At 58.7% G+C, this 15145-nt stretch carries 13 protein-coding genes; 11 read left to right on the top strand and 2 right to left on the bottom strand.

Features of this window, described 5'->3' with window-relative positions; genetic code table 11:
- Window positions 1-87 precede the first annotated feature (87 nt).
- Complete coding sequence (locus GIR22_RS05625) at window positions 88-306, bottom strand: hypothetical protein (RefSeq protein ID WP_154742369.1); 219 nt, start codon at window positions 304-306, stop codon at window positions 88-90.
- A gap of 452 nt (window positions 307-758) precedes the next feature.
- On the opposite strand from GIR22_RS05625, the gene GIR22_RS05630 reads away from it, so the two are divergent.
- The 7 genes from GIR22_RS05630 (at window position 759) to GIR22_RS05660 (ending at window position 8940) form a co-directional block, all read left to right on the top strand.
- A complete protein-coding gene (locus GIR22_RS05630) occupies window positions 759-2516 on the top strand; it encodes a carbamoyltransferase C-terminal domain-containing protein (RefSeq protein WP_178122106.1) in 1758 nt (585 codons plus the stop codon).
- Window positions 2500-3630 carry a glycosyltransferase gene (locus tag GIR22_RS05635; protein ID WP_154742370.1) on the top strand — a complete coding sequence of 377 codons (1131 nt, stop codon included), beginning with the start codon at window positions 2500-2502 and terminating at the stop codon, window positions 3628-3630. Before GIR22_RS05630 ends, GIR22_RS05635 begins: the two co-directional genes overlap by 17 nt.
- Entirely contained in the window at window positions 3630-4526 is an 897-nt protein-coding gene (locus tag GIR22_RS05640; RefSeq protein ID WP_154742371.1) for an antimicrobial resistance protein Mig-14, read from the top strand. Before GIR22_RS05635 ends, GIR22_RS05640 begins: the two co-directional genes overlap by 1 nt.
- Window positions 4523-5938: a PIG-L deacetylase family protein gene (locus tag GIR22_RS05645; protein WP_154742372.1), complete on the top strand. Its 1416-nt coding sequence runs from the start codon at window positions 4523-4525 to the stop codon at window positions 5936-5938. The genes GIR22_RS05640 and GIR22_RS05645 overlap by 4 nt, the downstream gene beginning before the upstream one ends.
- Before the next feature lie 81 nt (window positions 5939-6019).
- The gene (locus GIR22_RS05650; RefSeq protein WP_154742373.1) at window positions 6020-6976 is read left to right on the top strand and encodes a glycosyltransferase family protein; all 957 of its coding nucleotides are present in this window, start codon (window positions 6020-6022) and stop codon (window positions 6974-6976) included.
- A 53-nt stretch (window positions 6977-7029) separates the two neighbouring features.
- The gene (locus GIR22_RS05655) at window positions 7030-7803 is read left to right on the top strand and encodes a glycosyltransferase family protein (RefSeq protein WP_178122107.1); all 774 of its coding nucleotides are present in this window, start codon (window positions 7030-7032) and stop codon (window positions 7801-7803) included.
- Between the two features lie 39 nt (window positions 7804-7842).
- Window positions 7843-8940 (top strand): glycosyltransferase family 4 protein, encoded by a 1098-nt coding sequence (locus GIR22_RS05660; RefSeq protein WP_154742374.1) that lies wholly within the window; start codon window positions 7843-7845, stop codon window positions 8938-8940.
- Here the strand turns inward: GIR22_RS05660 and GIR22_RS05665 are convergent.
- The gene (locus GIR22_RS05665) at window positions 8926-9531 is read right to left on the bottom strand and encodes a BUD32 family EKC/KEOPS complex subunit (protein ID WP_154742375.1); all 606 of its coding nucleotides are present in this window, start codon (window positions 9529-9531) and stop codon (window positions 8926-8928) included. The genes GIR22_RS05660 and GIR22_RS05665 overlap by 15 nt on opposite strands.
- Before the next feature lie 110 nt (window positions 9532-9641).
- On the opposite strand from GIR22_RS05665, the gene GIR22_RS05670 reads away from it, so the two are divergent.
- The 4 genes from GIR22_RS05670 (at window position 9642) to GIR22_RS05685 (ending at window position 15143) form a co-directional block, all read left to right on the top strand.
- Window positions 9642-10814 (top strand): O-antigen ligase family protein, encoded by a 1173-nt coding sequence (locus tag GIR22_RS05670; RefSeq protein WP_154742376.1) that lies wholly within the window; start codon window positions 9642-9644, stop codon window positions 10812-10814.
- A 15-nt stretch (window positions 10815-10829) separates the two neighbouring features.
- Entirely contained in the window at window positions 10830-12638 is a 1809-nt protein-coding gene (msbA, locus tag GIR22_RS05675) for a lipid A export permease/ATP-binding protein MsbA (RefSeq protein WP_154742377.1), read from the top strand.
- A 136-nt stretch (window positions 12639-12774) separates the two neighbouring features.
- Window positions 12775-14199 (top strand): bifunctional D-glycero-beta-D-manno-heptose-7-phosphate kinase/D-glycero-beta-D-manno-heptose 1-phosphate adenylyltransferase HldE, encoded by a 1425-nt coding sequence (gene hldE / locus GIR22_RS05680; protein WP_154742378.1) that lies wholly within the window; start codon window positions 12775-12777, stop codon window positions 14197-14199.
- An 11-nt stretch (window positions 14200-14210) separates the two neighbouring features.
- The gene (locus tag GIR22_RS05685; protein ID WP_154742379.1) at window positions 14211-15143 is read left to right on the top strand and encodes an NAD-dependent epimerase/dehydratase family protein; all 933 of its coding nucleotides are present in this window, start codon (window positions 14211-14213) and stop codon (window positions 15141-15143) included.
- Window positions 15144-15145 lie beyond the last annotated feature (2 nt).

Below are 15145 nucleotides of genomic sequence, written 5' to 3' on the forward strand. Positions count from 1 at the left end.
ACCCGAACGATCTCTCGCTTTAATGAAGCGCGCTCAATGAATTATGTGCGGGCTTGGCCGGGAAGACATAAGCGAAACGTTACTGCTTTAAAAGTAGACCGTATGGTCGTTGAACTCGCTGTTCTGATTGAAATAGCTTTTATCGTAGGTGTGGGTGCTGGTGATTTTACCGTTGTCGTTGAACTGGCTGTTCTTCTCGAAGTTATCGTCATCGTTGCTCGGTTTATCGCTCATCGAGACTTGACCCAGACCATTTTCCATTCCAGGCGTCGACACTATGGTTTGTGGCAGTAAAGGTGGAAACATACAACACTCCTTCAGCTAAAATTAAAACCCAGTCCGCCATACTCCATATACCAGTACCGTCGGCCGGGTAACTCTGTGTGGTGTTGTTGGTCAGAAAGGTTCCCGTCCAATGGCCTCTGCCCAGCCGAATGTCCGCTTCCCAGTGCGGGTCCGTATTCCAAGGCCGGGGCATCTCGTTAGCAATGATATTGGCCCTCCAGGCGCTGCACTGCTTTGTGCCCACTGACAAAGGGGGTTGAGTCGATCACGATCTACCGTCAGAACAAGGACGGCAGTATTGAGATCTTCCATTAGCGGCCAGCATCTTCGCTTCACCTTGCGGCTAGAGGCTAGAGGCTTACCACTGCTTTTAAGCTATAATCCCGCCCTTTAGCTGTTTCTCGCCCAGGCGGGGAGCACAATATTTTCAGGCCGTAAGCGCCTGCATGCAGACTAAAAGAGGCTAGACCCCTGTGGCATTGACGATTCTTGGCCTGTCCGGCGCCCTTAGCCATGATCCTTCCGCAGCCTTGTATATCGACGGCAAGCTGATCGCGGCCGCCGAAGAAGAGCGCTTCGTACGCGACAAACATGCAAAGAACCGCATGCCCTACGAATCGGCGAAGTTCTGCCTGGAACAAGCCGGCATCAAGCCTTCCGACGTTGATGTGGTAGCGATTCCCTTCGCGCCTATCAGCTTGTTCGGTGAGGCGCGCTGGCACTACGCCAAGCGTTACTGGTATGCCCCGGACCGTGCCCTCGACGCGATCCTGATGGGTAACCGTCGCTACAAGCGCTATCGCAACAAGATCGTCTGGTGCCTGGAACAACTGGGTTTTGACCCGAAGAAAATCAAGATCGAGCCGGTTGAGCACCACCTGGCCCACGCCTCCAGCGCCTACCACTGCTCGGGCTTCCAGGAGAAGACCGCGATCCTCGGGATCGACGGCAAGGGCGAGTACGCCACCACCTTTTTCGGCTATGGCGAGAACGGCAAGATCCACAAGATCAAGGAATTCTACGATCCGGACTCTTTGGGTGGCCTGTATGGCGCGATCACCGAGTTCCTCGGTTTCGAGATGCTCGACGGTGAGTTCAAGGTCATGGGCATGGCGCCTTATGGCGATGCCAGCAAGTACGATTTCTCGCGCCTGGCCTCCTTTGAAAACGGCGAATTGGTGATCAACACTGATTACGCCAACGTCATCGGCCTGCGCCGCTACAAAGAGAAGGGCAAAGGCTTCTACTTCTCGCCAAAACTGATCGAGTGGCTGGGCCCGAAACGTGAAGGCGACATCGCCGACGAGCCCTATATCCACTACGCGGCGAGCATGCAGGCGCTGTTCGAGAAGCTGGCGTTGCAGATGATCGACCATTACCTGGGCGATATCCTCAAGGACACTGGCAAGCTGGCTTTCGCCGGTGGCTGTGCGTTGAACGTCAAGCTGAACCAGAAAATCATTGCCCGCGATGACGTCAAGGAGCTGTTCGTGCAGCCGGCGTCCGGCGATGCCGGCACCGCTGTCGGTGCGGCTGCCTACGTGTCCCATGCTCGTGGCGTACCGGTAGAGAAGATGGAACACGTCTATCTCGGCCCGTCCTACAGCAACGAGGACGTGATTGCCGCCTGCGCCAAGCACCCGAGCAAGCCTAAGTGGCGCCAGATTGAAAACACTCCGCAGCGCATCGCCAAGATCATGGTCGATGGCAACCCGGTGGCCTGGTTCCAGGGCCGCATGGAGTTTGGTCCGCGTGCGTTGGGCGGTCGTTCGATCATCGGTTGCCCGAGCGCCACCGGCGTGGCAGACCGCATCAACCACCAGATCAAGTTCCGCGAGCGCTGGAGGCCTTTCTGCCCGTCGATGCTCGACACCGTCGCGCCACAGATGATCAAGGTCGATCACCCAGCGCCGTTCATGACCTTCACCTTTGAAGTGTCGGAAGAATGGAAAACCCGTGTGCCGGAAGTGGTCCATGAAGATGGCACCTCCCGCGCCCAGGTACTCAAGCGCGAATACAACCCGCGCTACTACGACATGATGAAAGAGTTGGAAGTGCTGACCGGCAATGGTGTGTCCTTGAACACTTCACTCAATCGTCGTGGCGAGGCGATGATCTGCTCGCCGACCGATGCGCTGGATATGTTCTTCGGTTCCGACCTGCAGTACCTGATCATGGAAGACATCCTGGTGGTCAAGGACGGCGTGGACCCTTATGACTCGCTCGGCTGATCGTCACGTCCTGCAATTCTGCCACGGCTATGACGGGCCGTTCCTGGACTGTGCACGGCAGTACGCCAGTTTGTTCGCAGGCTCGGGCTACAAGGTGACCACGGTGTTTCTCACCGGGGTTGCCGACTCCGAGGTGGCAGCGGGCTGCGGATCTGACGAGGTGTTGTTCATGGAATACAGCTCGAAGGCCATTCGTGGCCTCAAGCTGGCGGCCATCAATGAGCTGCGCAAGATCGCCGCTTCGCGCAACTTCAGCTTCTGTATCGCTCACCGCTTCAAGCCGATTTACATTGCCCTGCTGGGCACCCGGCTGCCGGTGATCGGTGTGCACCATGCGTTTGGTGACTACCAGCGCCGTAGCCGTCGGCTGTTCGCGACGGTTTTTCGCAAGCGCCTGAGCCTGCTCGGCGTTTCCGATGCGGTGCGCGATGACATGCGTCGTTGTTTGCCGGCATGGCCGGCAGCGCGGATCCAAACCCTGTACAACCGCATTGATGTCGAGGCCTTGCAGGCTATCCAGGTACCGTTCGATGAGGCGCGTGATGCCTTGGGGCTGTCGCCGGATGAGTGGGTGGTCGGTCATGTCGGCCGCTTGCACCCGGACAAGGACCAGGCCACGTTGCTCAAGGGCTTTGCCCTGGCATTGCCGCGCTTGCCGGCCGAGAGCCGCCTGGCGATCCTGGGTACCGGGCGCCTGGAGCAGGATCTCAAGGAACTGGCCCGCGAGTTGGGTATCGCCGAGCGCGTGTTGTTTCTCGGCCAGGTGCCGGATGCGCGTCGTTATTTCCGGGCTTTCGACGCTTTTGCCCTGAGCTCAGATCACGAGCCTTTTGGCATGGTGCTGCTGGAGGCCATGGCCGCTGGTGTGCCATTGCTGGCGACCGCGTGTGGTGGGGCGCGGGAAGTGGTCGAGGGCGTGGGCATTCTGTTTCCCTTTGGAGATGCCGAACACCTGGCCCGGGGCCTGCTGCACCTGGCGGCCATGGACCGTGGCCAGCGTGTGCAATGTGCCGAGATGATGCAGGAGCGTTTGCATGAGCGTTTCTCGGACCGGGCCGTGTGCGACACCTTCTGGGGCTTGCCTCAAGTTACCGAACTGGCCGCGAGGACCTGATGCTCAACCGATTCCAAGGCTGGCGCGAACGGGGCTGGTCCGTCGTTGACGCGCCTACCTACAACGAGGCCTGGCAGCGTTTTGGCGGCAGTGTTGCGACTCACCCGCTGGTGGTCGAGCGCCTGGCGCAGTTGGCCAATATTGCGGTGCGTTACCTGGCCTGGGAGCAGGGCGGCGAACTCAAGGCCTCCATTGCCACCTGGGGGCGGGACCTGGCCTTGTCCAAGGATGTGCTCAAGCGCCATGGCAAGAAGGGCTTGTTTGACCTGGGCAATGCCGAGCTGATTTTGCCGGCCGCTGCAGACACCCAGGCGCCTCTGCGACACCGTGCACGTTATTTGTCGGCGCTGAACGAGGGCCGCTTTGCCGGTCTTGTGCCTCAGGCCGAGCAGTTGGCCATGGCGCGTACGCCTGAAGATCTGTCGAAGAAGTTTCGCTATAACCAACGTCGCGAATTGCGTTTGCTGGAAGAGGCGGGCGGTGTCGTGCGGGCGGTGGACGAGTTTTCCAGCCAGGAGCTGTCGGCAATCTACTGCGACTTGTTCCAGCGCCGATGGGGTTTCCCGGCCACCGGTGCCGAGCGAATGGCCGAGGTCATCGAGCTGTTGCGCGAGTTGTTGATTGGCTCGGTGATTTTCCTCAACGATGCCCCGATCGCGATTCAGTTGGTCTATCGTGTCGAGTCGGCGCACTGGATCAGCGTCGAATATGTCAATGGCGGTGTCGACCCACACACCCGTGAGTTCAGCCCAGGCAGCGTATTGAGTTTCCTCAATACGCAAAGCGCCTGGGAACAGGCGCGAGCGCTGGGCAAGCCGCTGCGCTTTTCGTTCGGTCGGGCCGACCGCGAGTACAAGGACCGTTGGTGCAACCCTGTACCGGTGTTCAAGGTATGAGCCAGCCCCCGAGCCGCAAGCAGATACTGCTCAAGCGTCATCGGCGCAACAAGCGTGTTGGCCTGCTGGTCGGTTTGCTGCTGTTGATCGGCGTGGGTGTGCTGCTGGCCTGGTGGCTGCCGTTGCTGCTGGCGGTACTGGCCTGGGTGGCTCATGAGGCCTGGTTTGCCGATCATCTGTTCTACTCCCCCAAGGACGATTACCAATACCGCTTCTCGCCCGACGCCGAACAACTCGGGGTTTGTCTTGACGGTGAGCGGCTGTTGATTGACCCATCGTCCGGCCTTGCGCCGGACGTCACGCTGGTGCTGGCCATACGAGTCAAAAGTACCTGGCTGGGACGCTTTCTCGACCCTTGTGTCGAGCTGTCGGGCGTTGAAAATCCGGACCGGCAGGTTTTTGAACGAGGTGTGAACGGGCTGCGTTATCTCAACCTCAGCGGCCTTGCCCCGGCCCTGGGTGCAGGTGAGTTGCGTGTGCGCGGACGGTTTTGCCGGTTGCAGGGCGCGCCGACACTCTGGGCGTTGAATCAGCCTGACTATAAAACGCAGCGGGTGATGGTCATCGCCCCGCATGCCGATGACGCCGAATTGGCCGCCTTCGGCTTGTACAGCCAGGCCGTCGAGACCTGGATTGTGACGCTCACCGCCGGTGAAATCGAGGCCGAACATTATCGCCACATGGGCATGAGTCGGGCCCAGGCGTCTCGAATCAAAGGGCGTCTGCGGGCCTGGGACAGTATTGCTGTGCCGCGTTGGGCTGGCGTACCGGAGGCCCACTGTGTGCAGTTGGGTTACTTTTGCTTGCAGTTGCCGGCGATGCAGGCGACGCCTGACCAGCCCATTGCTTCGCGCGAAGCCGATCTTGCGGATATCCGCCCGTTTCGCCAGTTCAACCCATTCCCCCTGCCGGCAGATCGCGATGGCCTGCCGACCTGGAACAACTTGTTGGCCGACTTGCGCGCGTTGCTGCTCAAGGCGCGTCCTGAAGTGATTGTGTTGCCGCATCCGGTCTTGGACCCCCATCCGGATCACATCTGTTCTCAGCAGGCGGTACTTGAAGCGTTGCAAGGGTTGGAATGGCAGCCGACAGTCCTGCTAGGTTACGCCAACCATCTGCATGACAACGATCGTTGGCCCATGGGTGACTCGGGTGCAGGCATTACCTTGCCGCCGTTGTTCGACGACTCACGGCTGCTCACACCTTATTGCCTGTCGCTCTCCCTGGAGCAACAGCAGGACAAAGCCATGGCGCTCGGCATGATGCATGACCTGCAGCCGCGGCCCCCGTTCAAGCGGCGTGTACGGCGATGGTTGCAGCGGTTGCTGGCAGGTCGTTCTAAGTCGCCTTACGGTGAAAACGAATTTTTCCGCAAAGCGGTGCGTCGGCACGAGTTGTTCTGGCGTTTGTGAGTGGTGGTTGGGTCGCGGTTTTTGCCGTAGTGACCGTTATTTCGGGTTTTTGTCGGATCGCTCAGTGCCGAAAGGAAAATGATGAAGGTTTTATTTCTGGTGCAGAAAGAACAGCGGGCCATTCTGGACCGACTGTACGAAGGCGTCGCCGAGCATTGCGAGTGTGATTTGCGGTGGCTGGACAGTAACGAGCAGCGTCACTTGCGGGATTACTTCCGGCGTGAAGTCGATGTTTCCCGCTATGACCGCATCGTCTTTTTCCTGCGCTTCAAGCAAGAAATTCGTCAGGTCGGTTTTATTCGCACCCTCCCGAACCTGGTAATTCTCGAGCACGATGCTTACCAGAATTACATTCCTTGCAAATACACCGGCAAGTTCAGTGCTCATTATCGTCGCCTGCCTTGGGTGCGGGTGATCAGCTCGGGCCACCAGGTGGCCGAGCGTTTGCGCGAGGAAGGTTTTGACGCCGTGTTCGTGCCCAAGGGCTACGATCAGGCGTTATTGCAGGAGCAAGGGCGCGAGCGTGACATCGAGTTAGCGTTTGTCGGCAGTACCAACAGCGTTGCCTACAGCGGCCGCAAAGCGCTGCTCGATGAGTTGGCTCGGGTTGAGCCTTTGGTGGTGACGCGAACCAAGTCGGGGGAAGAGTATTGCGCTACGCTCAACCGGATTCGGTTCTTTGTCAGTGCTGATGTCGGCATGGGCGAGTACATGATAAAAAATTTCGAGGCCATGGCCTGTGGTTGTGTCTTGTTGGCCTATGATCAGGGCGCGGCTGAAAACCAGGCGCTTGGCCTGAAAGATATGTTCAACGTTGTGCTGTACCAAGACATCGCCCAGTTGCAACGTAAACTGGCTGACTTGAGAGCCAACCCTCAACTGGCGGCCGACATTGCTCGCAACGGCCATGAGCTTGCTCTCAATCAGTTCGGCTTTGGTCGTATCGGTCAGCGAATCGTTGAAGCACTCCAGCCCCCCCTGCGACCGCGCGCGTCGTTGAGCTGGCTTGAGAACGTGCGCCTGAAGCTGGGCGTTTGATATCGATTTTTGAGCCGCTGAGGTCAGCGGCTTTTGCCAGGGATGATATTCAGGTGCGTTTCTCCACTCAAAGTGACATTACGTTGGTTGTTACCAGTTGCGCCCGCCTGGACTTGCTCAAGCGCACTCTGGAGAGTTTCGATCGGTTCAATACTGCCGATATCCGCGAGGTCTTCATTACTGAGGACTCTGGTGATGAGGCGGTGCGCGAGGCTATTCCCGCACACTGGCAAGATCACTGTACCTTTTTTATCAACCGACCCAAGCTGGGGCAGTTGGCATCCATCGACCTGGCCTACGAAGCGGTAAAAACGCCTTACATCTTCCACTGCGAAGACGACTGGGAGTTCTACCGGCCTGGATTTGTGGAGGACTCCAAGGCAATCCTCGAATTGCGTCCCGATATTCTTCAGGTCTGGCTGCGCAATTACCTTTACGACTTAAAGGTGCACAGCCCCTACATTCACCTTGGGCCGCGGGGAGTGATAGGTGGGGTGCCTTGCTACCCACTGATCTCCGACAAGCCTGAATGGCAGGCTTTCTCGCTTAACCCGGGGTTGCGTCGTGTCAAAGAGTATCGACTTTGTGCTCCGTACGACGGGCACGGCGGAGAGAAAGCGTTGTCACAACGATATGCACAATTGAATTTGACTGCGGTGACGCTCGAGGGGGACGCTGTTTTGCATACTGGCTTCGGCTTGCATGTGGAAACATCGGTCGAACGTCTTCGCAAGGCGCGGCGCAAGCGCCGCGAGCAGATCAAATTGGCGCTGGTGTTGGTGTTGGGTATTTGCATCGGTGCCTACATTCATTCAAGTCTTGCATAACGGGTTTCCCTCGAGCGTTTCAGAAGGTCATTTTTTTCAATGAGTATCCTTAACGTCATGTGGGCCGGCGGTTCTGCATTTGCTTCGGTGCATAAGGTTCATCAGCAGATACTGGGGCTGGCTGAACCTGGTGCGTCGGTCAATACCTGGCTTCTTCAAGGCAACGCTGCCGGGTGCAAGACCAAGGTGGGTCAGGTTCGCGAATGGCACCTGTCATCCGCCCGGCTCAAGGGCCGGCATCTGTGGAAGCTGCTGGCGCCCTGGATGTGCGCACGGTTTCGGCAAGCTTTGCCGGATGACGTAGAGGTGCTGTTGCTGGATGGTCTAGGGGCTGCGCGAGTGTTGTTGCCTGTGCTCAAGTCTCTGCCGGGTATACGTGCCGTGGTGGTCTTTCATGGCTCCACGCGTCTGCGCCGGGCCGATTACAAGCTGTTCAACCGGTTTCCCAGCTCCCGGTTGACTCTGGTGGCTGTTTCGCAAACCCTTGCGCGCTCCGTCGAACATGATTTGCAGGTGCCGGTGACTGTCCTGCGCAGCGCCTTCAATCCGGTGGCCTTTGGTACTGCGCTGTTATCTCGCGAGCAAGCGCGATCCTGGTTGGGCTTGCCGCTTGCCACGCCTGTGCTGGGCGCTGTCGGACGGTTGGTGAGCGGCAAGGGTTTTCTTTGCCTGCTTGATGCCTTTGCCGCAACGTTGGTGGATCAGCCGGACCTGCGCTTGGTGATCGTTGGCGAGGGGCCAGAGAGAGCGGTGCTTGAGGCGCGTATCGAACATCTGGGCCTGAGCGACAAGGTGTCGATCCCGGGCCATTTGCACGAGGCTGCCACGCTTTATCGAGCCTTCGACTGGGTAGCCATTCCTTCGTCGGATGAAGGGTTGGGGCTGATTCTGCAAGAAGCTGTAATGGCGGGTGTTCCCGTCCTCGTCAGCGAGTTGGCCGTGTTTCGAGAACAGTTGGCGGACACCGGCTGGTATGCGCCCATTGGGGATGTCGGGGCCTGGAGCCAGACGATCAACCGTGCACTCGGCGCCTCGGCTGAAAGGATTGCCGCCGCTCAATTTCGCGCCTTGGCGCCGGACCAGGCCTGGAAGGACTTCTCTGAAGCCACCCAGGCCCTGCTTTCACGTAGGCAATAGTGCCTGTTCCAGTGCCTGTATTGGAAAGCGTTCGTTCAGGTTCTCTCTGGCAATATAGCGTGCAAAGTGTTGCAGGTTGCGCTTGACCAGCGCCGGGCTCAGGGGAGCATGCAGAAACCGCATGTCAGCCACGTCAATCAGGCCCATCTCGTTATCGGGCGTCACGACGATATTGCCCAGGTGCAACGACCGGAAATAGATCCCGGCTGTGTGCAGGCGGCGAATCAATGCAACCAGCGGGGCAAGGTTGTCCTGCCAATCAAAGCCCTCCTTGCTGGAAATCTGGCGCAATGTTTCGCCCGGCAATGGCTGGTAAAGCACGGCGGTCATGCCGGGGGTGGGCAATTGATAAAAATCGAGCACGTTCAGCGTAGGGATGCCGCGTTCATGCAGCCCGGCGGCGTTGGTGATAAAACGCTGGGAATACGGGCGAAACAGCGCTGAAGAAAAAAGGCGTTTGCGGCGAAACAGTTTAAGAATATTGCCATCCGTCAGAAGGTAGACTTTAGGGCCGAAGCTGTCGGCCTCCAGTATTCTGGCGCCTTCAGTCATGATGGTGAGAGTGGCTTGGGCAAGCCTTGAACATTGCATCGTCGGGGAGCCTTGTGAAAGTCGCGGGCACTGTGGCGAGCAATGATGCCGAAAAGTTTGGGTTTTAACCATGCCGGGTTGGCAGGTTGGCCGTACCAAGGAGCGAGTGGATGCAAGCAAGTCGTTGGGCACAGGTCTGGATGGCCACGGGATTGCTGTGGTTTTTATTGGCCATTGCCTTTGCTCCCACCAATAAAATCTATCAACAAGGGCTCGTGATTTTTCTCTGGTTGCCGGCCATGATTTTTGCCTGGTCTGCCCGTGAGCGTCTCAAGGAAGTCTGGCGGGTACAGCGCTGGATGTGTGTGATGGTCTTGTTGCTTGCCGTCTGGGGCCTGATCAGCCTGCTGTGGACAAATGCCGAAGATCCTTCCCGCGAGGCCAAGCGACTGCTCTATATCGGTGTCTTCTTGTTGTTCTTCCCGGTGTTCGCCGACGCCCGGCCAGAACGGGTCGTTCGCGTCATGCAATGGGGCTGCCTGGGGCTGGCCTTGTCGTCACTGGTGGCAATGATCAAGTTCTATGGTGTTGTGGGTCATTCCTGGTCTGCCCGCCTGGAAGGGTTGGGCCAGTTGTCCCATCCGATTCTGGGCGCCTATGTCATAGGCCTGGCCGCGGTCTGGATGGTGCATTGGGTGCCCCGTGCACGTTGGATGCAGGTGGTCTGGGTCGTGGGCCTGGCGTTGCTGGGGCTGTTTGTGGTGCTGAGCCAAAGCCGAGGCGCTGCCGTCGCGTTGCTTCTGAGTTTGGTGGCGATGCCTTTTTGGTGTCGTGATCGGCGCAGCGTGGTGGTCGCAATCTCGGCGCTGCTGTTGGCGCTGCTGATTTTCTGGTTGATGGAGCCTCTGGTCCTGGCGCGCGGGGTTTCTTATCGTCCGCAGATTTTCATGGCCAGTTTGCAGATGATTACAGAGCGACCTTGGACTGGCCTGGGAGTGGGTGGGGTCTATAAGGTGTTCGCCGATAAGATCTACTTTGACCACACCCATAATTTGTTCACCCACGTGGGCATTGAGTTGGGTGTTCCTGGTGTGCTCCTGTGGTGCGGGCTGTGGTTCGGGGTGTTATGGCAAGCCTGGAAGGTGCGTGACACTCAGTATGGCAAGGGCGTGATCGGGCTCTGGGTGTTTGCGTTCCTGGCCATGCAGTTTGATGCGGCCAACCTGACAGGTACGCCTCGGGCCGAATGGTTTATCTCCTGGCTACCGGTCGGCCTGGCCAGTGTTTTGGTCTGGGCTCGGGCCAAACCGGATGCTTGTGATAAAGTTCGCCGTTCTACCTAATCAGTGAGCTCTACGATGAGTGACGTACCGCCTAAAGCCGAACAGGATTCCAGCCTGAAGATCTATTTCCGGCTGCTGGGTTACGTGAAGCCTTATGTTGGCATCTTCATGCTGAGTATCGTGGGTTTCGTGATTTTTGCCTCCACCCAGCCGATGTTGGCGGGAATTCTCAAGTATTTCGTTGACGGCTTGAGCAATCCCGATGCGGTGCTCTTCCCCAATGTTGCCTATTTGAAAGACCTGAAGTTGCTGATGGCCGTGCCGCTGCTGATCATCCTGATCGCCGCCTGGCAGGGGCTGGGGTCTTTCCTTGGCAACTATTACCTGGCCAAGGTTTCCCTGGGGCTGGTCCACGACCTACGGGTCGAGTTGTTCAACAAGCTGCTGGTCTTGCCCAATCGCTATTTCGACACCCATAACTCCGGGCATCTGATTTCTCGCATCACCTTCAACGTGACCATGGTCACCGGTGCGGCCACGGACGCAATCAAGGTGGTGATCCGTGAAGGCCTGACGGTGGTGTTCCTGTTTGCCTACCTGGTGTGGATGAACTGGAAGTTGACCTTGGTGATGCTGGCGATTTTACCGCTGATTGCCTTTATGGTCGGCAATACGAGCAAGAAGTTTCGCAAGCAGAGCAAGAAGATCCAGGTGGCAATGGGCGATGTTACCCATGTTGCGTCGGAGACCATCCAGGGCTATCGCGTGGTGCGTAGCTTCGGTGGCGAGAGCTATGAGCAGCAACGCTTTGCCAGCGCCAGCCAGAGCAATACCGACAAGCAACTGCGCATGACCAAGACCGGCGCGGTCTATACCCCCATGCTGCAGTTGGTGATCTACACCGCCATGGCGGTGCTGATGTTCCTGGTGTTGTTTTTGCGGGGTGATGCGACGGCAGGCGATCTGGTGGCCTACATCACGGCTGCGGGCTTGTTGCCCAAGCCGATTCGCCAGTTATCGGAAGTCAGTTCGACGATCCAGAAGGGTGTCGCCGGTGCTGAAAGCATCTTCGAACAGCTGGATGTCGAGCCCGAAGTAGACAGCGGCACAATAGAGAAAGAGCGCGTCAGCGGGCGTCTGGAAGTGCGCAACCTGAGCTTCACGTACCCGGGTACCGAGCGCGAGGTGCTCAAAAACATCAGCTTCACGGCCACGCCGGGCCAGATGATTGCCCTGGTCGGGCGCTCGGGTAGCGGCAAGTCGACGCTGGCCGGCTTGATCCCGCGTTTCTATCATCATGAAAGCGGGGAAATACTGCTCGACGAGGTGGAAATCGAAGATTACCGCCTGCGTAACTTGCGTCGGCACGTAGCCCAGGTGACGCAGCACGTGACACTGTTCAATGACACGGTGGCCAACAACATTGCCTATGGCGACCTGGCCGGTGCTCCCCGTGCCGACATCGAGAAAGCCGCTGAAGACGCCTACGCGATGGATTTCATCGCCGAATTGCCAGAGGGGCTGGACACCGATGTCGGGGAAAATGGCGTGCTGCTGTCCGGTGGCCAGCGCCAGCGTCTGGCGATCGCCCGGGCGTTGCTGAAGAACGCACCGTTGCTGATCCTCGATGAAGCGACATCTGCACTGGATACCGAATCCGAGCGGCACATCCAGGCGGCGCTGGACAAGGTCATGAAAGGTCGTACCACCCTGGTCATCGCTCACCGTCTGTCAACGATCGAGAAGGCGGACATGATTCTGGTGATGGACCACGGCGAAATCGTCGAGCGTGGGACTCATGTCGAGCTGTTGGCCCTGGGCGGCTACTACTCGCGCCTGCATGCCATGGGTCTGGATGCCCCCACGGCGGTCGATATCGTTTGAAGCACCCCGTAGGGCCAATCACCCTCACTATGAGGCCGGGCGTGCAATGCGCCCGGCGACGTAAAGCTCTCGAACGAACCAGCGCTCACCCTGTGGTAATATCGCGCCCCTGTTCATTTTGTATGTGGGTTGCTCCATGAAGTTGTCCATGCCGCGATTCGATCAAGCCCCTGTCTTGGTGGTCGGCGATGTCATGCTCGACCGTTACTGGCATGGTGGTACCTCACGGATTTCCCCTGAGGCACCGGTACCGGTAGTCAAGGTCGAGCAAATCGAAGATCGCCCGGGTGGCGCTGCCAACGTTGCCCTTAACATTGCCGCCCTCGGCGCCCCGGCCTCCCTGGTGGGCGTGACCGGCGACGACGAAGCCGCCGACAGCCTGGTCAACAGCCTGCGCGGTGCCGGCGTGCGTGCGCTGTTCCAGCGCATCGCCCATCAGCCGACCATCGTCAAGCTGCGGGTCATGAGCCGTCACCAACAGTTACTGCGTATCGATTTTGAAGAGCCCTTTGCCACCGACGCCTTGGCCCTCAGTGGCCAGGTTGACGAGTTACTGGAAGGTATCAAGGTGCTTGTGCTGTCCGACTACGGCAAAGGCGCGTTGAAGAATCACCAGATGCTGATCCAGGCCGCGAAGGCCCGAGGCATCCCGGTGCTGGCCGATCCCAAGGGCAAGGACTTCTCGATTTATCGGGGCGCCAGCCTGATCACGCCAAACCTCAGCGAGTTTGAAGCTATCGTGGGCGGTTGTGTGGATGAGCACGAACTGGTGACCAAGGGCGCGAAACTCATGGCCGACCTCGACCTGGGCGCCTTGCTGGTGACCCGTGGTGAGCACGGCATGACCCTGTTGCGCCCCGATCACCCGGCCATGCACCTGCCGGCGCGAGCCCGTGAAGTGTTCGACGTCACGGGTGCCGGTGATACCGTGATTTCCACCCTGGCCGCCGCCATGGCTGCCGGTGAAGAACTGCCTCACGCCGTGGCCCTGGCCAACCTGGCGGCGGGTATCGTGGTCGGTAAGCTGGGTACGGCGGCCATCAGTGCTCCGGAGCTGCGCCGTGCAATCCAGCGTTCAGAAGGTTCCGAGCGGGGCGTGCTGAGCCTGGACCAATTGCTGCTGGCGATCGACGATGCCCGTGCCCATAACGAAAGCATTGTTTTCACCAATGGCTGCTTCGACATCCTCCATGCCGGTCACGTGACTTACCTGGAGCAGGCGCGGGCCCAGGGCGACCGGTTGATCGTTGCGGTCAACGACGATGCTTCGGTCAGTCGCTTGAAAGGGCCGGGCCGGCCGATCAACAGTGTCGACCGTCGTATGGCGGTCCTGGCTGGCTTGGGTGCAGTGGACTGGGTGATCAGTTTTCCCGAAGGAACGCCGGAAAACCTGTTGGCCCAGGTCAAGCCGGACGTGCTGGTCAAGGGCGGTGATTATTCCGTGGATCAGGTGGTCGGTGCCGATATCGTCAGTGCCTATGGCGGTAAGGTCAAAGTGCTGGGGCTGGTGGAAAACAGTTCAACCACAGCGATTGTCGATAAGATCCGCAACAATGAGTAGGTTTTACCGATATGGCTGATGCGCCTCTCGTCCTGATCACCGGCGGTGCAGGATTTATTGGTTCGCACCTGGTGGATGCCTTGCTCGCCAGGGGGTATGCGGTGCGGGTCCTTGATAACCTGTCCACTGGCAAGCGCTGCAACCTGCCTTTGGAAAACCCTCGGCTGGAGTTGCTGGAAGGCAATGTTGCCGATGCCGCACTGGTTGCCCGTGCGGCCGTTGGTGCCTGTGCGGTGGTGCATCTGGCGGCGGTGGCTTCGGTCCAGGCATCGGTGGATGACCCGGTCAGCACACACCAGAGCAATTTCATCGGTAGCCTGAATGTCTGCGAAGCCATGCGCGAGGCCGGCATCAAGCGTGTGGTGTTTGCTTCCAGCGCGGCGGTGTATGGCAATAACGGTGAAAGCGCCTCCATTGACGAGCAGACGTCCAAGTCACCCTTGACGCCTTATGCCTCGGACAAGCTGGCCAGCGAGCACTATTTCGATTTCTACCGCCGCCAGCATGACCTGGAGCCGGTGGTTTTCCGTTTCTTCAATATATTCGGGCCACGCCAGGACCCTTCCTCGCCCTATTCCGGGGTGATCAGCATCTTTAGTGAGCGTGCGCAAAAGGGCCTGCCGATCACCGTGTTTGGCGACGGTGAGCAAACCCGCGACTTCATGTACGTGGAAGACCTGGTGGACGTGCTGGTGCAGGCCATCGAAACAACCGATGCGCCCTTGGGTGCGATCAATGTTGGCTGGAACCAGACCACTACCCTCAAGCAAGTACTGGAGGCGCTGGTGGAGGTGGTTGGAGACTTGCCGGCTGTCAGCTACACCGCGGCACGCTCGGGGGACATTCGTTATTCGCGGGCCAACAATCAACGCTTGCTGGCGAGCTTCAAGTTGCCTGAGCCGACACCGATGAAGGTGGGGCTGGCACGGTTGCTCAAACGCTGAGG

The organism is Pseudomonas karstica (assembly GCF_009707515.1).
Taxonomy (GTDB): domain Bacteria; phylum Pseudomonadota; class Gammaproteobacteria; order Pseudomonadales; family Pseudomonadaceae; genus Aquipseudomonas; species Aquipseudomonas karstica.